We start from the raw sequence: 20,255 nt of genomic DNA on the forward strand, positions 1-20,255 counted from the left end.
TTGCAGCTAGCTTTCGGCTAGGGGATACGAGTTCTCCAGCTGTCTTCGTTGAAAGTGTCTGTTGTTTCACAGGCCCCCTCCTTTCCATCAACTTGCTTTCTTACGAGTCAGTCCATAATTGATAAGCAGCAGCAACGCGCTGATGATCATAATCATGGTTGACACCGCAGAGCCGTATCCATACCGGTAAACATCAAATGTATTATTGTACATATAAGTAGCAAGCAGTTCCGTAGATTGAGCCGGTCCCCCGCCTGTCATCACAATGACATGATCGAATGCTTTCAGACTTCCCGAAATGCAGAGAACCATGGTGACGACCACAGTCCCCCAAATCATGGGAAGGGTGACTAAGATGAGCTTCTTCCAACGTGTCGCACCGTCGATTTGGGCTGCATCATTCACCTCAGGGGAGATATTCTGCAATGCTGCAATAAAGATGACCAAGTACGGACCGATGTTGCTCCAGTTGATTGGTATAGAGATCGCCAGCATGTTGAACTTCGGATCAGACAGCCAGGCTCGTGTCCAAGATTCGAGCCCTATAATCTCCAGCACCTTGTTCGCAAGTCCAAACTGCGGATGATAGATATAACCCCAGATCAGACCTACGACAACCGTTGATAAGACCATAGGCATGAACACAGCTGAGCGAATTAATCTGGAGAAGAATGAATTCTTAAGCAGCATAATTGCCAGTATAAGCGCAATCGGGATCTGACCTACAAGCGATGATGCCACGATAATTAGGTTGTTACGCAGCGCCCTCCAGAATATCCGGTCATGTAGAATTTCGTTATAATTGCCGAGGCCAATAAACTTGGCCTCACCGAGTCCTTTCCAGTTGAAGAAGCCGTAGTATGCCGACCAGAAAACCGGAATGATAACAAATACCAGGAATAGCAGAAGCGCCGGAAGCAGAGCTAGAGCAATAAATCCTTTACTTCGAATAGCTGTAGGCACTTAAGACTCCCTCCTTTCCTCTGACACCCTTAGAAGTCTCATTATTCCGATGTATATCTGGCCTGTGCATCTTGAAGCTTCTTCGCCACGCTTTCAGGCGTTCCACCCATCATAAGTTCCTGTAGTCCATTATTGATCGCTTCACCTGCTTCAGCCGATAAATACGCATCGTATACAGGGGTAATTCCTGTCGTCTTCACCAAGTTAAATGCTTTGTAATAGAGCGATGTTACTTTGGCTTGATCAACATCCGTGTCGTACATCACCATCGAGTTGCTTTCCGCGATCGCCTTTTGCGCCTCAGGTCCACTAACTGTATAGATCAGTTTCAGGGCAGCCTCTCTTGCAGCACCTTCGGTCCGTTTGCTCAGTGCAAGGCCACCGCCTGCTCCACCCGTGATGGTGTTCGGGTCGCCTTTGCCTCCTGGAATTGCTGGCAGAACGGTTACTTCAATGTCCTTCATCTGATCTTCTGTTGCAGAAGCTGCCAAATTCGTAAGGGTCCAAGCACCGCTCACCATCATCGCTGCGTTGCCTTGAATGAAATATTGCTCGGCTTGCGTATTATCAATGCTATTCGCACCTTCTTGGAACGCTTTGTTATCTACAAGCTGCTTGAAATACCCCAGTGCTTCCACGAATTCAGGGTCCGTAAACTTCGCACCTTTCTGCGCTGCGGCATTCTTAAACCATTCCGTTCCTGTTACCCGATCCGCTAGCGAGCCAATAATCGTTGATTGTGCGACCCATGGAGCTTTATTACCTAGGGCAATCGGTGTCACACCTTGATCATTAAATGCCTTAACTGCGGTCATCATTTCGTCCCAAGTTGTTGGAACTTTAACGCCGTGTTTATCGAATAGAGCTTTGTTGTAATACAGAATTGAAGTGGCCGACATGGCGAGTGGAGCTGTATAAATCTGATCTTTCTCAAACATAAATGGATCAAAAGCGCCTGGCAGGAACTTATCTCTCCATTCCGAATGCTCATTCAGTACATCCGTAATGGGCTGGAGTAGCCCGGCTTTATACAATTCCGCCGAGTGGCTTCCTGCATAAACGAACATCAGGTCCGGCAACTCATTCGCAGCAGCAACCGTACTAAGACGCTGTCTGTAGCCGTCTACTGGGATCGCCTGAGCATCAAGCTCAACATCTGGATTATCCTGAGCGAATTGCTCGATGAAGCTTCGTACTGTCTTAGCCCGGAGATCATCGCCGGCAAAGTTATGCCAGACGGTTAGTTTGACTTTTTCTCCTTTGTTAGCGGTTTCAGGTTTCGGTTCAGTACTTCCGGATGACCCGCAACCAGCCAAGATCATAGTAAGCATAATTAATACAAGACCCATTTTTTGTATTGATTTCATCATTGACCCTCCTTGATTACATGAATAACCCTAGTATAGAAGAGGAGGCTGTAGGGCCGTAGGGGACATATTTCAGTCCATAGAGGGTTAAACTTCAGCTTTTGCACGATAGTCAGAAGGAGTTAGACCCGTGAATTTTTTGAACAGTCTGTTAAAATATTTCAGATCTTCATAGCCCACTTCATTCGCAACCTCACTAATCTTAGCTGGCGTTTCCCGAAGCAGTGTCATGGCTTTCTTCATCTTGGCCCCAGTCACGAACTCGATATAATTCTTGCCCGTTTCCCGTTTGAATAACTCGCTAAAATAATTCGAATTCATATGTACATGCCTTGCGACCTGTTGAAGTGACAGACCTTGTCCCAGATGTTCATGAATATAGCTAACCGCTCGCTGCACAGGACTCATGCCAGATATCAGCTCAGTATGCCGCGCGATAATGGATTCAAAATGCTCTTGAAGTACATTCTCTGGACTTTGGGTAAGCTGCGTTAGATCCAGCTTCAATCCATTCGGTGGTTCATACGTACGCCCAATGGACTGCACTGCTCGTTCCAGCCAGCGATGACCTGCTACAATCAAGGTCTGCAGATACGCCTGCACAGAGCTCGGTGTCGCCTCAGGGTCCTGCCGAAGATGTGACAAAAGCTCCGCAATCCCCCTCTTCAGCACCAAAGGGTCCTCAGCTCGAAGCCATGCTGCAAGCTCTTTCTCCTCATCCATCGTACATACAGACCTCATACCTTTACGCTCACGGATATCTTCATATCGTACGTATCCTTTGTGCCCCAGAAGCCATCCATATGCCGACGTATCTCTAGCCGTTTCGAGCGCCATTCGTAGTTCACTTACGTCCGCAGCGGCTTGCCCACTTGCGGCAAAGGTAGTGCAGTTAAGCTCCTCCTCAAGCCCTCGCAGCTCACATTCCAACCGAATGCTTCCCTTCCGGATCGCCTCAATTCGAATTACGAGGAGAAGTCCATTACTCCACTCAATCCACTCACATCCATAGGGTAATCGTCTGGTCAGCTTCTCACCCAACATCGGGTAGAGCTCCTCATGCACAGAAGACTTCTCTTCTCCAATTGAATTGTGCCTTAAGGAGATTATCCAGACCTGCAGCAAATGCTGTCCTGGTGTAATGCTCAGTTCAGGATATCTATCCCATAATTCGGATACCGTTTGCTCATCTAGATGTGAGTCTGTCGTAAGTACCCTTCTAAGAAAATGGCGGTTAACTTCTCGTTCTTGTACCCTACCCGCCTCATCCCCTTGCCTCCGCTGTTCAATCCGGGACTTTGCCCGAACGGCTGCCTGCAAAATTTCATCGGGTCGACTTGTCTTGAGCAGATATTCGCTAACACCTTCCCGCATCGCCTGCTGAGCATATACGAACTCATCGAAGCCGGAGATCACGATCATCTCTGTATCAGGGTGCTCATTCATCACTTCGCGAGCCAGCTCCAGCCCGCTCATCCCTGTCATTCGTATGTCCGTAAAAATAATGTCCGGCTGCTCTTCGGTGATGCGGTTCAAGGCTTCCTCCCCTGATGCCGCTGGTCGCAGCACCGAAAATCCGCAGCTCTCCCAATCGATCACCGTACTTAGCCCCGTTCGTATAATCACTTCATCATCCACAATGAGCACCTTCATCCCCTGCTCAACTCCCTTCACTTCATTATCGATGTCAAACTCTCCATCTTTACAGGACTGGCAGCGTAAACATCACCCGTGTACCCTGCCCTTCCGTGCTCTCAATTCGCAGTACAGATTCCTTGCCATAATGAAGATATAGCCGGTTGTTTACATTACGAAGACCGTAGCTTCCTTGGGGAGGTCGTTCTTGCTCATGAGCGGGATGCAGCTCCAATTGAGCACGCAACCAAGACAGACGTTCATCATTCATGCCAACACCATCGTCCTCTACCGTAAAATGAATGCCGTCTTCATCACAGCTTGCATGAATCGTAATGGTTCCTACTCCATCCCTCTTTAGAATCCCATGCAGCATCGCGTTCTCGACCAGCGGTTGAAGCAGCAGTTTCAGCATCTTCTGTTCAGCTATCGAATTATCCATATGCACATGAAAGATTAGCTTATTAGGATATCGGATCGATTGAATGTTTACGTAATTCCGGACATGTTCCATCTCTTGATGAACAGAGCAGTACTCTTGGCCATTATTCAGACTAAATCTTAGAAAATCACTGAGTGAGCCGACCATCTCGGCAATTTTACTGTCTTTATTCATCAAGGCAAGCCACTGAATGGAAGACAGTGTGTTGTACAAAAAGTGCGGATTGATCTGTACCTGAAGTGCCTGCATATCCGCCTCTTTTTTTAGAGACTCACTGAGCTTCACTTCCTCCGTCAGCTTCACAATCCGCGAACTTAGACGGTTATAACTGATAACCAGCTGTCCCACCTCATCAATCGTCGTAACAGGAATTGCCGGCAGCGGCTCCTCAGGACTTGAGTTTTTGAGAAACTTGGTCAAAGTGGATAACGGTTTTGTAATTTTTTGAATTAAAAAAACAACGAGAAAGACAACCAGTAGCATTGCAACTGTGACGGCAACGGCGGTTAGCGTCAGAACATATTGGTTCTGGGAACGATATTCTGCTGCCGGAATAATACCAACAAGCTTCCAGTTCACACCGGATACGGATTTATAGAGCACCGTCTTCATACCAGATCCTTCTCCATAGTTCAGCGTTCCGCTTAACCCCTCCATCTTCTCCATCCCCGGATAGAAGGTCGATAGTGAAATATTTGTCTCCATATCGGGCGGGCCAGCAATAATCCGGTCATGCTCGTCCAGCAATAGGACAAAACCACTCTTCTCCAGTGCCGCTTGTCTAACTTGATACGCAATCACGGCCTGGTCCACATTGATCTGAACATTTCCAATCAGCTTATACTTATCCGTACTACGTATCGGCCTAGCTAGGGTAATGACCTGACGCATTCCATCCGATGTCCACTGTCGGTGGACGTTAGACCACCATTTGGGATGTTCCTTGTAGTACCCTGGCGTTTCCTCTGTAATGTCAATAAATTCAGAACGAAGTAGGGACTTATGAGATATCGGCTGTTTCGCTCCAAGGGGCTCGATAATAATATTGGCGATGTAACCTTTCGAGAAGGCAAGATTCGTTAAAAAACTAATAATGGATGTCTGCTGTGTATAATTACTCTCCCTCTCTCTTGACTTTAAATAGCTCTGAACCTCGCTATGCCCGATTAGAAACAGCGACATATTCTCGACATCCTTCGCCATGGTAACTAAGTAGGCATCGAGCTGGCGCAGCGTGTTCATTCCTGATATTTTGGCCTTTTCCTCAGTAATACCGCCCGCCATATTGTAAGAGAACAGCCCAAGGAAGAGCAGAGGAACCATTGTTGCAATAATAATAAGCAGTGACAGCTTATGTTTGAGCGATTTACCGAGCCATCTTTTCACACAACTTCACCCCAATTTCTAAGTACCTGCATTCCTATACATGTCGTCTTCTTCGCTCTTTTTTCTGGCAAGCGCTTACAGTCTTTCGGTTTTTAAAATCTATCTTAGAGTACAGTGGTTATCCGAGTAAATGATTAGTTGATGAATGATTAGGGATAAAATCGTCCAGTCGATGCGTAATTCTCCTGAAAGCGATGGCAATGTGCGTTCAATTTTGCAACCTGTCCCCATCTTCGTTAGACTTGTGAATAATAGATAAGAGTTGCCATCCGAGTAGGATGAGAACAGAAGCGACCCTATCGAGATCAGCGTAAAGGAGGCTTTCAAATGGAACAGGCTATTTTGGATCAAGGGGCTCAAAAATTCGGCAGATCCTCTTATTCCCTGCATAGTCTCGGGGGATTTAGCGAGAATGTATACGAATATATCGGTGAGGATGGTCACCGGTTCATTATGAAATTTCTAGATGCATCCAAATACAATAAAGCTTCCGTCATCAGAGAGCTGACATGGATGGCCTACTTAGCAGAGAACGGGTTACACATTGCAGGATCTATAAAATCCAGGGACGGTCTTCTCATTGAGGAAGTATCTCATGGGACGAAGCAATATTATGTCATCGCTTTGGCCAAGGCTCCAGGTAAACCACTGACAGATCTGGAGTCAGGTTTCGACGTGATCGAACAATGGGGACGTGGTATGGGCAAGATGCATACGCTTGGTAAGAGCAATCCTAATTCATTCGTTCATCGCATGTCCTTCCCGCAGTGGAATGAAGGGTTAATCTTCACAGGTACATTCCCTGAAGCCGCTGGAGAAAAGGTGCATGTAAGATGGAATGAATATATTAGTATTCTAGAAACGTTCCCGAAGGACCGGGACAGCTACGGGATTATTCATAATGACCTGCATCATAATAATTTTCATGTGGAAGACGGCGAGATCATCTTCTTCGACTTCGGGGATGCCGGATATCATTGGTTCGCTTACGATATCGCTATTGCCATCTATCATGCTGTACAGACCGTTCCTAAGGAACGTAAAGCCGAGTTTTCCGTCCGCTTCATCGACTCCTTCATGAATGGCTATCTTAAGGAGAATACACTAAGTGAAGACTGGATCAAACGGATTCCCTTCTTCATGGATTACCGTAACACGTATTCCTTCATCTACTTCTCGAAGTTCGTGAACGAAAGTGAAATGGATGAGCGTACGAAGAATTATCTACTGAAGATGAAAGCCGATATTGAGGAAGGCACGCCGGTTGCTAAGCTATTTATTTAAATGTGATGATCTACACTATACAAATCGCTCAACAAAACTCAAACAGGCCGCTCAAGGATAACCCTTGAGCGGCCTGTTTTTTACCTTTTCGAGCAAAAATGTGTCTCCTGTAAGAGAGTCTCCTCAGCTTAATGATCTCACTTACAGCTTTACAATTTTTCCTGTATCCTGTGATTCGAATGCGCCCAAGATCACGTTCAGTGAACGCAGTCCTTCCTCACCGGAAATGGATGGAGGCGTGTTCGTCAGAATCGAATCCACGAATGCATCAATAACACCACTTGGAACTTGCTTCTCATTCGTTGCCATCGCACCGACTTTGTAAGTCTCCACTGTACCATTCGTCAGTTCAACGATAACCTCGTCCCCATGGACTGCACCAATCTTCATTACCCCGTTCTCACACCACAGCACTGTACTGTTATCGCCGGAACGGTAGTGTGTCCAGCTTGCCATGATCGTTCCAATTGCACCACTTTCCATACGGACGATACAAGTTGCGTTGTCATCTACATCGGTTCCTTCTTTATGAATGGTACCGATGAAACCAGCCACGTCAGCGATCTCGTCATTCAGTAAATAACGGATAAAGTCGGATTTATGCACACCAAGGTCACCCATTGCACCCATAAGCGCTTCATCTTTGCGGAAGAACCAGCTATCTCGTCCATCAAGGCTCCAACCCTCAGGTCCACCATGACCGAATGAAGTACGGAATGTAAGTACTCTTCCAAGCTTACCAGATTCGAGAATTTCCTTCGCTTTAACATGTGGAGGCATTAGACGCTGGTTGTGTCCCACCATTAGAAACACGCCATTCCTACGAGCAGCTTCAATCATTTGTTGTCCTTCTTCTGCTGTCGTAGCCATCGGCTTCTCAACTAATACATGCAATCCAGCGTTCGCTGCCGCAATACTCATGGATGCGTGCAAATAGTTAGGTGTACATACACTAACCGCATCTAGTTTCTCATTCTTTAGCAGTTCCTCATAACTTGTGTAAGCTGTTCCACCATATTGTTCTGCAACTGCCTCTACGCGCTCCTTGTTCGGATCAGCAAATGCAACCAGCTCTACGTTAGAATTCGCGGCATACTCTGGAATATGTCTACGCTGTGCGATAGCACCACAGCCGAATACGGCAACTTTAATTTTGTTCATAATGAATGGTCTCCTTTAGGGGCTAGATTAAAATTGATTCAGATAGTTATTCTTCAACCAGTTAAGGCTATTTGATACGCTCTCTAGTGGAGGATTCTGACATACATCTTGCTCCACGATTAACCACTGCGTTCCTGCATTGGAAGCAGCTTGAATCACGGCTGGCAGATCTACGGATCCTTGGCTCAGCTCAAGCGTCTTCATCTCGCCTTGATCGTCCTTACTGAAGTCTTTCAAATGAAGAAGCGGCAGCCGACCTGCATATTTCGGGATGTAAGCTAGCGGGTCCTGACCTGCGAATTGTACCCAGCACACATCCATCTCAACTTGAACGGCTTCCGGAGAAGTAGCTTCATACATCGCATCGAACACGAAGGAGTCGCCTACTTTATCTTCAAATTCAAAGGCATGATTATGGTAACCAAACACCAGACCTTGTTTCCGTGCTTCCGTTCCGACGTCCTCTAGAAATGCAAACAGACTCTTCCAATCTTCTGCACTCGAACGATCTTCAGGTGAAACATAAGGACACATCATATATTTGGCACCGATGGTTTTTAGATAATCTATTTCCTTCTGAAGGTCCTCACGAAGCAGATGCAATCCAACATGACTTCCGATAGCTTGAAGTCCTAGCTCTTGAAGAAGCGTTTTCATTTCTTCTGCTGGAATATCTCCATAACCTGCAAATTCAACGCCTTCGTAGCCTAGTTCTGCTACCTTGCGTAGCGTACCTCGGAAATCCTGCGCAGTCTCATCACGCAGTGTATACAATTGCAATCCGATCCCCATTTTTCTCATAGAAGGACACCTCTATTCAAAGTTTAATTTCATTGCTCTATTTGATACCATCATACATGGGACTAAGCTACAATGAACATAAACTATATTGTCAAAACATGAACTATCTGCTTGTTATTTAGGTTGGAGGTAATATGATGACCGAAGCTAGATTACTAATATGCGATTACTCATATCACAGCGAACCCTATTGCAACAGCCATAAGAGTGGCTTGACCACCTACTTGTTCCGCCTGCAAACGGAGGGTTCTTGTGTGGCGAGCTGTAACGGCAAGGATTATCGTCTTCAAGCTGGAGATTTACTATTACTTAAACCTGGAGATGAGTATGAGCTTCGAGTAACGGAAGAGCAGAGTGACGGACGTATATCCAGCGGGGATTATTATATTTTTTGCGATGGGGATTGGATTGATTCTTGGTGGAGACGTGTGAAACGTCATAAGGTCAATCACATTAGTATTGACGATCACCTGCTAGGCCTATGGAGACAACTGCTCCTTGAGAAAAGACGTGGACCTGAAGAGGATTTAGAGTTAATCGGGTATTTGCTTCGGGGACTATGTGTTTGTCTGGATCGTGCGATTACGGAAACGAAACCCGCGGACCGTTCTGCATTCACGGCGCTACGCTTAAAGAGATTTATTGAAGAACACGCTACCGTCACGTTCAAACTCGAAGAGGCGGCTGCGCATGTCGGACTTAGTCTATCCCGCGCCGTTCAATTGTTCAAAGCATGCTACGGCAAAACGATGATCCAGTATGCACTGGAAATCCGGCTAAACGCTGCGGTCGAGCGTATCAAGTACAGCTCGATGACACTAGAAGAAATTGCTGAAACCTGCGGCTTCGCAAGCTATTCGTATTTCCACCGGGTGTTCCGTGCGAAATATGGTATGGCCCCCGTAAAGTTTAGGGAAGCCGAAACGGCAGTGACTGGGTCGATAGCAGGTTCGAGCGAACTCAAATGATAACCTTACATTTTTCCCCTCCTCACCCTTCAAGAATTATGTTAAAGTTAGATTTAAATTTCTAAATTGTGGAATAAAACAGATTTTCTACTATAAGTAAGATTCCAGAAGGAGGTGGGATGAAAGTGGATATGGGATTTTCCATGTTTGGTTTGTGGCCGGCTCTGATGTTCATTGGAAATGGACTGTTCATGCTGCTCGGCTTATATGCACTGTATCTTCTCATTAAATTTTTAATCCGGGCTACCACAGCGGTAGAGCTCTATATTGATGAAAAGAGAAATCGGCGGTATTGATTCTAGAACAGTAGAAAGCCCCGGGGTCCCGGGGCTTTTGTTACGCTTCGTCTACCTGTATTTCATGAAAGCTTTGTGCTTCTCTATTACTTCAGGTGAGAATACATATTTATCATTTGCAATTATTGTGTTCACCCAGCTATCTTCTAGGTGATCTGTCTTACTTTTCTCCCTTATCTGATTTAACTGATCTATCGTTTCTGATATCATTCGTAAGCTCTGGAGCTCCTGTTCCGATAACTTGAGATATTCCCTCGATTGTTCTTCCTCTACGGCCGATGTTTTCGATAAATAGTCGATGAACCCAGCATAGTCTTGCAACATTTCTAGTAATGGATACATACCAATTACTCGATCCCCATCCCATTCATGCAAATTTGCATATAACTGGATTAATTCTTGATACGAATTGAATAACTGCATGAAAGACCTTTGCAAATAGGATGCTTCATCAAGATACATCTTTTCTTCAGCAATCGTTTGGTTTAATGAGAAAGAAATAGAGCTAATTTTGTCGTAATCAATAAAATTATTGTGAACTACAATACTAGAAACCTGATTCAGTGTAGCCTCTGTTTTAGTCATTTTATGATAAGCGTAAAAGTTAAATAATACGGATATAAGAAGTAACACTAGTAGCACGGGTTTAAGAATTTTACTGTGTCTTAACATGCATACCCCCCTTGACCAAAAGATCATTGTATTTATTATACAATATATTCCATTAGACTCGTCCTTTCTCTACCAACTTATTTATTCGCTCGCCTGGATATGGTAGATTAGAGTCCGTAAAACTATTCGCTTTTCGGGAGATGGATTCATTATGAACCTTATCCAGCCGCTGGATGATCTAGAGTGGCAGACACTCATACACAATACAGCCGCGTACTTTACGGATCTGACGATCAAGCGCGGATTTCAATATTACAAACAAGGCCGGGTAGGACAGTTAGATATGCCCAGTGAAGAGAGCATTAGAGCGATCGTTCGTGGAACTGACGATTATTTCGTGAACCTGGTTCCCGGAACACTTGAGGATAGCCGCTGTACCTGTCCGGTCAGACATAAGTGCAAGCATATGGTAGCCGTTCTGTTGGAAGCTGCGAGCAAGCAAGGGCGCTCTGTTCACGCGCTCGTAAATGCGCATTCCACCACGCTCATCCGGGCTGGTGTGACATCTTCGGACGAATTAGATGTTGGCCCGAATTCAGCCGCGTCTAAGAACAGACAATCGGATGATTTTCCAGCGATTCGGGAGCAAGCGCGCAGTCTACCGGACATGCCCATCTCAGATTGGCATCGACTATTTGGTCAATGTGTCGCAGCACTTAGAATAAACACCTTAAACTCGCTCTACTCCAGAAATGCGCTGGAGGCCATCTACAGCATCAAGCCTTCCCTGACGGGGATCATGGAGCCGTTATTCGAGCTTCACGCCCGTCTCTTTGTTTTGGATAAGCTCGTCAAGCAACCACCGAATCAGGGAATTGGCTCCGGCCTATTTATGGGCTACCACGTTCAGATCGCTGCAGATGATCTCCAGAAGGATATTGACCAAAGATTCGTCTCTGGGCAATTTTCCTTTCAGGGGGATTCCGGGCAGTCACCACGCGTAAGCGAGACGCTAGCTTACTTGCGAAGTAAAATGCTGACCGAATCACGATATCATCCTTTTTTCTCCCATATCTACAAACAATTCTGGGAGTACGGGCTCCATCTTCATCAAGGGGATACAGAGGTCTATGCCGATGAGCTACGATATTTAAAATCAGCTGAAGCTGAACTTGGAAGTGCCTATTCACGAGCTGCCGGCATGCTTGCTCAAAGTCTGATGCATTTTTACCTTTTACAGGACCAAGAAGCCTTTGATTTACTCCGTGCAGCCGATAAAGCACTTCTTATCCAGCCAGAGCATCTGATCCATTACCTTGAGGTGCTTTCTCAAGCGAAGGATTGGACTCGCTTAACCAAATGGCTAACCGAGACTGGACCACTGCTAGCCAACTACCGAAATCATAAGCTGAACAGCTATATGGCTTACTGGGATCAAGCTGTTCAGGAGCTGCCTGAAGCCGAGCAATACCTATGGGACACGCTTGTGGACATGCTACCTCACTCAAGGGACATCTACCAGGAAACGCTGCTTGCCCACGGAAAGTGGCATGAGTGGATGGACTATCAGCTCAGTACAGGACGGGAACCGTTAGAATTCCGTGTCAGCGTCTTGCAACCGATTGAAAAGCATGCGCCTGAACTGTTGCTGCCCTTCTTCCATCAAGCCGTAGAACGATACGTCCTGCAGAAGAATAGATCCAGTTATAAATCAGCAGTTAAGCTGCTTAAGCGGCTGTCCAAGCTGTACAAAAAAATGAAGCAAGAAGAACGCTGGGAGTCCTTCATTACCACATTCGCTGGACGACACAGCCGTCTTCGGGCACTTCAGGAAGAGCTTCGGAGAGGAAAACTGATATCATGAGCCATCATACCGAAACCATCACCGTCCAGATTACATTAAGCGCCTATGGAGATGCGCTCATCTATGGCTCATCTCTAACGCAAAGCTACCTGTCTGGGCAATATTTGAAGCAGCGACTATTCGCTTGGCATGAAGAATCCATGTATGGAACGGAGCTGGAAGTCCAGCAGATTCAGGATGTTGAACTTGTACTGCTGCCTGCAGAACAGGTCATTCCTTTCTTTGCTGGAATGAAGCTGCTCAGTCATATTGAGTGGGTGTGGGGGGATGAAAGTGCACCTTTTATTCAGCTTGCTCCCATGCTCCTTAAATGCATTGAACAAAGAGCCTTTGTTCCAAGCTTTACTGCCTATCAAGCTGGAAAGCTACAGTGGACTTGGGACCCAGAGGCCATCAATCCGGAAGGACGTGCTGTCTTAGCACAGTTAGAGGATGATCCCTTACTTGGAGAAGGATTAGGCGCGGCTTTCTCCGCCGCTGTCTTCGACATATGCTATGGAACAGAAGCGGAATCCGCTGATTTACGCCGGGAATATCCTCTTCTCTTCGCGAGAGATCGATCTGCAGCAGCTGGAATGGATGCACAGTCTTGGCTTATTGCTATTGGCTGGAAACCGGACACGGCTCCCTTCCGCCCACTCCTTCAACTACTAGAACCCGATGAGGAAGAGACGGAATGGCGGCTTAAGCTTGTCCTTCAAGACAAGCGCGACCCTGCTCTGCTCTGTCCCGTTCGGCTGGCAGACGACGGCAGTGCCTATGGCTCTTGGCCAGAACTATGGACACCGCATGTTCACGAGCGGTCCGCTGCTTGGCTTGAGCGCCTGCGCGCTGCGCTCCCCGCTCATATGCTAAGTCACGGCGAAGAAATCATCAGCTCCGCTTTATCCGATGAAGCTGCGTGGCAGTTCCTGACAGTAGACAGCCAGCGTCTGCTTCAGACGGGCTGGCAGGTACTTCTTCCAGCGTGGTGGGAAGCAGCTACTCGTAAGAAGCCGAAGCTTCGCGCCAAGGTTCGATCTGGAGAAGGCAGTGAGCGCAGTGCAGGAAATTCACTGTTCGGACTTGACTCGATCGTTAACTTCGATTGGCGCATTGCTATTGGCAATACCAGCCTCACCGAAGAAGAGTTCGCAGCCCTTGTCGCACGGAACGAGCGACTTGTTCGTTTCCGCGGACAGTGGATCGCGCTTGATCCTGCACTGGTGGCCCAGATCCGCCAGGCCATGGCAGGAATGGATTCATCGCAAGGGTTGTCGTTCCAAGACATCCTTCACCTCCACTTACTCGGAAATGAAGATGCACCGGATAACAGAGATCAGGAACCAGAAGAGCAAGATCCTGCACGCATCAAGCTAGAAGTTGAGCTGAATGAGCATCTGGTAGGACTGATCAGTCAGCTTCAAAGACAGAACGAGTGGCCAGAGCTACCTATACCGGAAGGCCTTCAAGCAGAGCTTAGAACATATCAGCGTGAGGGGTATGCTTGGCTTGCCTTTTTGCGGCGTTTCGGACTGGGTGCCTGTCTTGCTGACGATATGGGACTCGGCAAAACCGTTCAATTCATCACCTATTTGCTACATGTGAAAGAAACGACGACCGATCAGGAATCAAGGCTACCTTCGCTTCTCATCTGCCCAACCTCAGTGCTCGGCAACTGGCAGAAGGAGCTAAGCCGCTTCGCTCCATCCATTCGGGTTATGCTTCACTATGGAAGCAAACGTTACAGTAGTGAGGAATTCCAGGAGGAAGCAAGTCATCACGACATTGTCCTGACCTCTTACGCCACCGCTACGCTTGATCAGGAGCTGCTTAAAGAGTTCAAATGGGAAGCGATCTGCCTGGATGAGGCTCAAAATATTAAGAACGCTCAGACAAAACAATCTATGGCGGTCCGCAGCATCCCGGCGAAGCACCGTATTGCGTTAACCGGCACGCCTATTGAGAACAGACTGTCTGAGCTATGGTCTATATATGATTTCATTAATCCGGGATATCTCGGAAATCTGAGGGCCTTCACGAACCGTTTCATTCAAGCAATCGAGAAGGATCATGACGAGCAGAAGACGGCCGATCTGCAAAAGCTAGTGAAGCCATTCATGCTTCGGCGCAAGAAGAAAGACCCGGCGATCCAGCTGGATCTGCCGGAGAAGAATGAGATGAAGACATATATTCATCTTACGACCGAGCAAGGCGCGCTCTACGATCAGAGCGTGAATCAGCTCATGGAACGAATGCAGAAGCTGGAGGGGATTGAACGAAAGGGTGCCATTTTGTCGGCACTAACGCAGCTGAAGCAGCTGTGCGATCATCCGATGCTGTTGACCAAGGAAGCACTTCCTGAAATATCGGGGGCTTCCGGAAGAATGCTGGATACAGAGACGTTAATCAATCGTTCCTCCAAGTTGGAACGACTTCTGTCGATGGTCAAGGAACTGCGTGAGGAAGACGAACGATGCCTTATCTTCACCCAGTACATCGGAATGGGAGAGATGCTTCAGCAGGTATTGCAGCAAGAGCTTGGCGAGCCTGTGCTCTATTTAAACGGAAGTACTTCCAAGACCGCACGTGACCGGATGATAGATCAATTTCAGTCACGCACACTGCCTGCCGCTGAACAGCCGAACGTCTTCATTCTCTCGATCAAGGCAGGCGGTGTCGGCCTCAACCTGACGGCTGCTAATCACGTCTTCCACTTCGACCGCTGGTGGAATCCAGCCGTTGAGAATCAGGCGACCGACCGCGCCTACCGCATGGGACAGACGAAGGATGTGCAAGTGCACAAATTCATCTCCCTCGGTACGCTAGAGGAGCGAATCGATGAGATGCTGGAGAGTAAGCAGCAGCTCAGTGACAACGTCATCTCAAGCAGCGAAGGCTGGATTACCGAGTTATCAACCGACGAACTTAAAGATCTATTTACGCTACGGAGAGATTGGGCATAAATGTATCCCTTACCTCTAAACGAGCCTTTAGAAACGTTTCTAAAGGCTCGTTTTTTTAATTCATTGAGTTGATATTTCAAATGACCACGTTATTGTAGAAATTTGTCATGTGCACTATAATAGAAAACTGCGGAAATTATTGGATTATATCTAGTAATATAACCGGAATTTTATGAGAGGTAGGGGCTGATTATGAATATTGGAAAAACTATTCAACAATCGTTGGAGTTCAGTCAAGAACTCGATTTATTGCACAAACATATTTCATCCAATGAGCTGAGAGTACAAAAAAGTGATTCCTTCGATAAGCAAGTCATGCTGCTCGAACAATATTTGGGTGAAGATACTTTTCAATCTACATATAAAAAAATGAAAAGAGTTAATATCCTTTCCGGTTTGTTCGCCCTCCCTGTCCTGCTAATAATCGCTGCGGCTTTTATCTATGGACGCTGGATTGACCGGGATTATGATATTTTCGGCTTTTTCGTAGACAATCCCGTCTTGTATATTGTGCCGGCTGCACTAATTGTAGTGACCTTGGTGCTGGCTGTGGCTCATTCTTCAATTCGGAAGAAGCTGTATGGCCGGATCTACCACGAGTTGAAATACAAACTACAGATGAATAACGCCTGAATGCGATTTCGTTTACATATTTGTATATCAAACTGACCGCAGCAAAGGCTGGATTACCGAGTTATCAACCAACGAACTTAAAGATCTATTTACGCTACGGAGAGATTGGGCATAAGGGTTACCCTTATGCCCTTTCTTCTGTCAACTGCCGCATCTTCGCCTCTGTATTCGTATCTGGCACAGGCGTGTAGATACTACAGCGTAAATTATCGTTTCCATAGACATGAAGGGATGTAAGTTCAAATATCATTTTTCCGGCTTTCGCATGTCTAAATTCAAGATTCCCCTCAGGGGCATAGCTGACTTGACTCTGCTCCCACATACGAGTGAATTCGGGATGCGCCCTCTTCATTTCATCTAGAAACAATTCGTACCACTTATCCTCCACGTATTGTCCATAGTACGAACGAAACATCGCGAGAAATCCGCTTGCAAACTGATCCCAGTTCACTGCTAGACGCTTAAATTCCCTACGCGTGAACAATAGACGAATCATATTTCGTTCCTCTGGCGGGATGCGTTCAAAATCCATGAACACTTGAGCAGCAGCGCTATTCCACCCAACAATGTTGCACATCCGGTCAGAGATAATCGCAGGACAACATTGGAGTTCTTTAATAATTCGGTGTAGGGATGGACTCATCTGAGCCGCATCCAGTTTATGCGTATAGGAGTTCGTACTTGATTCATAGGCTAGCGAGAACAAATATTTACGCTCATCTACGCTGAGCTGCAGTGCGTTAGCTACACAATCCAGAACCGATGATGAGACTTGTATGTCCCTCCCTTGCTCCAGCCAGGTGTACCATGTTGTACTAACGCCAGCGAGTTGCGCCACTTCTTCTCTCCGCAGTCCTGGCGTTCTTCTCCGGGTCCCTGCTGGTAAACCTACAGATTCCGGGGAGAGTTTGGCCCGCTGGGATTTCAAAAATGCTGATAACGCTTGAAGACGGGGTTGTGAATTCATCATGACCTTCCTTTCCTATCCCTTAATGGCAGGCACTAATTATACTAGGATAAACCGTATCTTGTAATAGGATAACACACGTGACATCATAACCTTATGAATAACACGTTATATATTCTTGGAGGTTGATCATATGGAACGAGTCGTGATCACAGGTATGGGGATCATTTCGCCACTTGGTAACGATGTAGAAACATTCTGGTCCCAACTGGTACAGGGACAGTCTGGCATTTCACATATAGAAGCTTTTGATACAACGAAGCAAAAGGTAAAGATTGCGGGGAGCGTTCGGAATTTTGATCCCATTGAACGATTTGGTGTCAAAGAGGCACGGCGAATGGACCGTTTCTGCCAGTTCGCACTTGCAGCAGCAGATGAAGCCTTTAACAGCTCTGGACTCCAGCTTGATCAGATCAATCGAGAACGGATGGGTGTGTACATTGGCTCCGGAATTGGAGGAATTCAGACCTTAATGAATCAGAGTGCTACGCTGTCATCACGCGGACCGGAGCGGATCAGCCCCACCCTCGTTCCGATGATGATTCCGAATATGGCGGCTGCTCTAGTGAGCATCAAGTACGGAGCTTTAGGCTCATCCCTAGCTCCAGTAACCGCTTGTTCAATCGGCAATACCGCCATCGGAGAAGCTTTCTTTAACATCCAAGCGGGAAGGTCCGACATCATACTGGCAGGAGGAACTGAAGCCGCAATTACAGACATATCCCTTGCCAGCTTCGCGAATGCAACGGCCTTGTCCACTCGAAATGATCAGCCATTGCAAGCGAGTCGCCCCTTCGATACAGGACGGGACGGGTTTGTTATGGCTGAGGGTGCAGGCATTGTCGTATTGGAATCTCTGACGCATGCTCTCCGTAGAAATGCAGTGATCTTGGGTGAAGTGATTGGGTACGGCGCAAGTTCTGATGCTTACCACATGGTTGCAACACCAGCGGATGGTCATGGAGCGGCCCGGGCGATGAATTTGGCGCTTGCAGAAGCTCATCTCTCCCCCGATCAGATCGACGTGATTAGTGCTCATGCAACGAGTACAGAGATTGGGGATCGTTCAGAAACGGCCGCCATTAAGCATGTCTTCGGACCGGATGCCTACCGTATTCCTGTAACAGCTAATAAATCGATGACGGGTCATATGCTCGGTGCTTCCGGCGGGGCCGAAGCTATCGCTCTTGTGAAAACCTTGCAGGAAGGAATCATTCCCCCTACCATTAATCTGGATACGCCGGATCCTGCCTGTGATCTGGATTATGTCCCGAATGAAACCAGAAGAGCCGATGTACGCATCGGCATGTCGAATTCCTTTGGCTTTGGAGGACATAACTCCGCTATTGTGATGAAGAAATTTGAGATGTAAGCTAAGGAATATAACTGGAACAATCCAGACCCCGTTTGGGGTCTTTTCTTATTTCCGAAAAAATTCTGCCACTGCGCAAACTTTTTTCACCCCCCCATACGTCTTGCCTGTGAAAACCAATTGCAATGGATCGCTTGCGCGCGCAGCAAAGGAGTGTCATGTGCACATGAGAGGTGGCCGGAAACAGGAAAAGCTTCTTATGGATTGTATTACCGAACATCAAGAGAGCGTCTACAGACTGGCCTACAGTTATGTTAAAAATAAAGACGATGCTCTCGACATCGTACAAGACGCAATCCATAAAGCATTCCTATCCATCGATAAACTACAAAATCAGGGTTCGATCAAGAGCTGGTTCTACCGCATTGTCGTCACAACCTCTCTTGATTTCTTAAGAAAACAAAAGCATGTACATGTTATGGAAGATGAGATATTGGAATCATTCCTGCCCGGTCAGAGTGATACGTATCCCAATCTAGATCTAACCGAATCCGTAGATGATCTGCCGGAAAAATACCGAACGGTCATTATACTCAGATATTTTGAAGATATGAAAATCGAAGATATTGCGGAAGTCATTCAGGAGAACACCAATACGGTGAAGACCCGATTATACCAGGCATTGAGGCGACTGCGGATACGTTTAAATGAAGATCAGCTCAAGGAGGTACATCCTCATGGATGACAAATTACACAACATGAAAAAACAACACGAAAACATTCCGATTCCAGACGAATTAAATAGCATCGTCAAACGAGCTATCAAAAAGCGGAAACAGCGCCGCACCGCTGTGCAGTCTATTGTAGGCACGGCAGCAGCTTCCATCCTGCTCGTAACAGGTATCAATACGAGTCCTGCCTTTGCCTCTGCTGTTGCAGATGTCCCCGTCATTGGCAAGCTGGTTAAAGTCATTACGATCAGTGGGCATGGAGAAGGAAATGACTCCTCCGAAGCTCATATTCAGACACCTGCCATTACCGGCCTAGATAATGAACCGCTGCAAGAATCGCTGAACAGCAAGTATGCGGAGGAGAATAAGAAACTGTATGAATCCTTCAAAACCGAAGTGGAAGAGTTAGAGAAATCAGGAGACGCGCATATGAGTCTCGACAGCGGCTATAAAGTCGTAACGAATAATGAGCGTCTGCTAACCTTATCTCGTTATGTGGTAACCACTGCAGGCTCCTCGAATGAGACGCGGACTTACGACACGATCGACAAACAGGAGAATCTTGTCATTACGCTGCCAAGCCTATTTAAAGACGACAGCTTCATTCAAGTGATCAGCCAAAATATTAAACAACAGATGGTTCAGCAAATGAAGGATGACGCGAACAAGATCTACTGGGTTGAATCTTCCAAAGATGATCCTGTAACTCCTTTTGAGCACATCGCTAAGGATCAGAGTTTTTACATTAACGAAGATGGCAAGCTGGTCATTTCCTTCAACAAATACGATGTTGCACCAGGATATATGGGTGTGGCGGAATTCGTCATTCCAACGGAAGTACTCGCGGAAGTGCTCGTTAGTCACGAATATATTAAATAAATAGGAGGC

At 46.7% G+C, this 20,255-nt stretch carries 17 protein-coding genes; 9 read left to right on the forward strand and 8 right to left on the reverse strand.

Annotation, left to right across the window (positions count from 1 at the left end; all coding sequences use genetic code 11):
- Positions 1-87 precede the first annotated feature (87 nt).
- The 4 genes from AC3WJJ_RS17325 to AC3WJJ_RS17340 form a co-directional block, all read right to left on the reverse strand.
- On the reverse strand, positions 88-963 hold the full coding sequence (locus AC3WJJ_RS17325) for a carbohydrate ABC transporter permease (protein ID WP_492542598.1): 876 nt from the start codon (positions 961-963) through the stop codon (positions 88-90).
- A gap of 41 nt (positions 964-1,004) precedes the next feature.
- Positions 1,005-2,330 (reverse strand): extracellular solute-binding protein, encoded by a 1,326-nt coding sequence (locus AC3WJJ_RS17330; RefSeq protein WP_492542600.1) that lies wholly within the window; start codon positions 2,328-2,330, stop codon positions 1,005-1,007.
- Positions 2,331-2,417: 87 nt separating this feature from the next.
- Positions 2,418-3,983 carry a response regulator transcription factor gene (locus AC3WJJ_RS17335; RefSeq protein WP_492542602.1) on the reverse strand — a complete coding sequence of 522 codons (1,566 nt, stop codon included), beginning with the start codon at positions 3,981-3,983 and terminating at the stop codon, positions 2,418-2,420.
- 49 nt (positions 3,984-4,032) lie between these two features.
- Positions 4,033-5,793 carry a sensor histidine kinase gene (locus AC3WJJ_RS17340; RefSeq protein WP_492542604.1) on the reverse strand — a complete coding sequence of 587 codons (1,761 nt, stop codon included), beginning with the start codon at positions 5,791-5,793 and terminating at the stop codon, positions 4,033-4,035.
- A gap of 327 nt (positions 5,794-6,120) precedes the next feature.
- Between AC3WJJ_RS17340 and AC3WJJ_RS17345 the strand changes: the two genes are divergently transcribed.
- Complete coding sequence (locus AC3WJJ_RS17345; RefSeq protein ID WP_492542606.1) at positions 6,121-7,077, forward strand: phosphotransferase enzyme family protein; 957 nt, start codon at positions 6,121-6,123, stop codon at positions 7,075-7,077.
- A 141-nt stretch (positions 7,078-7,218) separates the two neighbouring features.
- Here the strand turns inward: AC3WJJ_RS17345 and AC3WJJ_RS17350 are convergent, their stop codons facing one another.
- Positions 7,219-8,238 carry a Gfo/Idh/MocA family protein gene (locus AC3WJJ_RS17350; protein WP_492542608.1) on the reverse strand — a complete coding sequence of 340 codons (1,020 nt, stop codon included), beginning with the start codon at positions 8,236-8,238 and terminating at the stop codon, positions 7,219-7,221.
- Positions 8,239-8,265: 27 nt separating this feature from the next.
- Entirely contained in the window at positions 8,266-9,039 is a 774-nt protein-coding gene (locus tag AC3WJJ_RS17355) for a sugar phosphate isomerase/epimerase family protein (RefSeq protein ID WP_492542610.1), read from the reverse strand.
- A 137-nt stretch (positions 9,040-9,176) separates the two neighbouring features.
- Between AC3WJJ_RS17355 and AC3WJJ_RS17360 the strand changes: the two genes are divergently transcribed.
- Together AC3WJJ_RS17360 and AC3WJJ_RS17365 are read left to right on the forward strand one after the other, a co-directional pair.
- Positions 9,177-10,007 carry an AraC family transcriptional regulator gene (locus AC3WJJ_RS17360; RefSeq protein WP_492542612.1) on the forward strand — a complete coding sequence of 277 codons (831 nt, stop codon included), beginning with the start codon at positions 9,177-9,179 and terminating at the stop codon, positions 10,005-10,007.
- A 125-nt stretch (positions 10,008-10,132) separates the two neighbouring features.
- Positions 10,133-10,303 (forward strand): hypothetical protein, encoded by a 171-nt coding sequence (locus tag AC3WJJ_RS17365; protein WP_422661584.1) that lies wholly within the window; start codon positions 10,133-10,135, stop codon positions 10,301-10,303.
- A gap of 51 nt (positions 10,304-10,354) precedes the next feature.
- Here the strand turns inward: AC3WJJ_RS17365 and AC3WJJ_RS17370 are convergent, their stop codons facing one another.
- Complete coding sequence (locus AC3WJJ_RS17370; RefSeq protein ID WP_492542614.1) at positions 10,355-10,975, reverse strand: hypothetical protein; 621 nt, start codon at positions 10,973-10,975, stop codon at positions 10,355-10,357.
- Between the two features lie 151 nt (positions 10,976-11,126).
- On the opposite strand from AC3WJJ_RS17370, the gene AC3WJJ_RS17375 reads away from it, so the two are divergent.
- The 3 genes from AC3WJJ_RS17375 (at position 11,127) to AC3WJJ_RS17385 (ending at position 16,357) form a co-directional block, all read left to right on the forward strand.
- Positions 11,127-12,779, forward strand: a complete 1,653-nt coding sequence (locus AC3WJJ_RS17375; RefSeq protein WP_492542616.1) for an SWIM zinc finger family protein — start codon at positions 11,127-11,129, stop codon at positions 12,777-12,779.
- A complete protein-coding gene (locus tag AC3WJJ_RS17380) occupies positions 12,776-15,724 on the forward strand; it encodes a DEAD/DEAH box helicase (RefSeq protein WP_492542618.1) in 2,949 nt (982 codons plus the stop codon). Before AC3WJJ_RS17375 ends, AC3WJJ_RS17380 begins: the two co-directional genes overlap by 4 nt.
- Before the next feature lie 192 nt (positions 15,725-15,916).
- Positions 15,917-16,357, forward strand: a complete 441-nt coding sequence (locus tag AC3WJJ_RS17385; protein WP_492542620.1) for a DUF6097 family protein — start codon at positions 15,917-15,919, stop codon at positions 16,355-16,357.
- A gap of 124 nt (positions 16,358-16,481) precedes the next feature.
- Here AC3WJJ_RS17385 and AC3WJJ_RS17390 read toward each other — a convergent pair whose 3' ends face one another.
- Positions 16,482-17,324, reverse strand: a complete 843-nt coding sequence (locus tag AC3WJJ_RS17390; protein ID WP_492542622.1) for a helix-turn-helix transcriptional regulator — start codon at positions 17,322-17,324, stop codon at positions 16,482-16,484.
- A 133-nt stretch (positions 17,325-17,457) separates the two neighbouring features.
- Here AC3WJJ_RS17390 and fabF point away from each other — a divergent pair, with 133 nt between their 5' ends.
- From fabF to rsiV, 3 genes are all read left to right on the forward strand, one after another.
- Entirely contained in the window at positions 17,458-18,696 is a 1,239-nt protein-coding gene (fabF, locus tag AC3WJJ_RS17395) for a beta-ketoacyl-ACP synthase II (RefSeq protein ID WP_492542624.1), read from the forward strand.
- 166 nt (positions 18,697-18,862) lie between these two features.
- Positions 18,863-19,381, forward strand: coding sequence for an RNA polymerase sigma factor SigV (gene sigV / locus AC3WJJ_RS17400; protein WP_492543087.1), 519 nt, complete (start codon positions 18,863-18,865; stop codon positions 19,379-19,381).
- Complete coding sequence (gene rsiV / locus AC3WJJ_RS17405; protein ID WP_492542626.1) at positions 19,374-20,246, forward strand: anti-sigma-V factor RsiV; 873 nt, start codon at positions 19,374-19,376, stop codon at positions 20,244-20,246. Before sigV ends, rsiV begins: the two co-directional genes overlap by 8 nt.
- Positions 20,247-20,255 lie beyond the last annotated feature (9 nt).

It is taken from the genome of Paenibacillus sp. FW507-14B1B, from assembly GCF_058781425.1.

What these genes read in the sequence shown, in the direction of transcription:
- AC3WJJ_RS17330 (WP_492542600.1), bottom strand. Translation starts at nt 2,330, where the DNA reads ATGAAATCAATACAAAAAATGGGTCTTGTATTAATTATGCTTACTATG.
- AC3WJJ_RS17335 (WP_492542602.1), bottom strand. Translation starts at nt 3,983, where the DNA reads ATGAAGGTGCTCATTGTGGATGATGAAGTGATTATACGAACGGGGCTA.
- AC3WJJ_RS17345 (WP_492542606.1), top strand. Translation starts at nt 6,121, where the DNA reads ATGGAACAGGCTATTTTGGATCAAGGGGCTCAAAAATTCGGCAGATCC.
- AC3WJJ_RS17350 (WP_492542608.1), bottom strand. Translation starts at nt 8,238, where the DNA reads ATGAACAAAATTAAAGTTGCCGTATTCGGCTGTGGTGCTATCGCACAG.
- AC3WJJ_RS17355 (WP_492542610.1), bottom strand. Translation starts at nt 9,039, where the DNA reads ATGAGAAAAATGGGGATCGGATTGCAATTGTATACACTGCGTGATGAG.
- AC3WJJ_RS17360 (WP_492542612.1), top strand. Translation starts at nt 9,177, where the DNA reads ATGACCGAAGCTAGATTACTAATATGCGATTACTCATATCACAGCGAA.
- AC3WJJ_RS17370 (WP_492542614.1), bottom strand. Translation starts at nt 10,975, where the DNA reads ATGTTAAGACACAGTAAAATTCTTAAACCCGTGCTACTAGTGTTACTT.
- AC3WJJ_RS17375 (WP_492542616.1), top strand. Translation starts at nt 11,127, where the DNA reads ATGAACCTTATCCAGCCGCTGGATGATCTAGAGTGGCAGACACTCATA.
- AC3WJJ_RS17380 (WP_492542618.1), top strand. Translation starts at nt 12,776, where the DNA reads ATGAGCCATCATACCGAAACCATCACCGTCCAGATTACATTAAGCGCC.
- AC3WJJ_RS17385 (WP_492542620.1), top strand. Translation starts at nt 15,917, where the DNA reads ATGAATATTGGAAAAACTATTCAACAATCGTTGGAGTTCAGTCAAGAA.
- AC3WJJ_RS17390 (WP_492542622.1), bottom strand. Translation starts at nt 17,324, where the DNA reads ATGAATTCACAACCCCGTCTTCAAGCGTTATCAGCATTTTTGAAATCC.
- fabF (WP_492542624.1), top strand. Translation starts at nt 17,458, where the DNA reads ATGGAACGAGTCGTGATCACAGGTATGGGGATCATTTCGCCACTTGGT.
- sigV (WP_492543087.1), top strand. Translation starts at nt 18,863, where the DNA reads ATGAGAGGTGGCCGGAAACAGGAAAAGCTTCTTATGGATTGTATTACC.
- rsiV (WP_492542626.1), top strand. Translation starts at nt 19,374, where the DNA reads ATGGATGACAAATTACACAACATGAAAAAACAACACGAAAACATTCCG.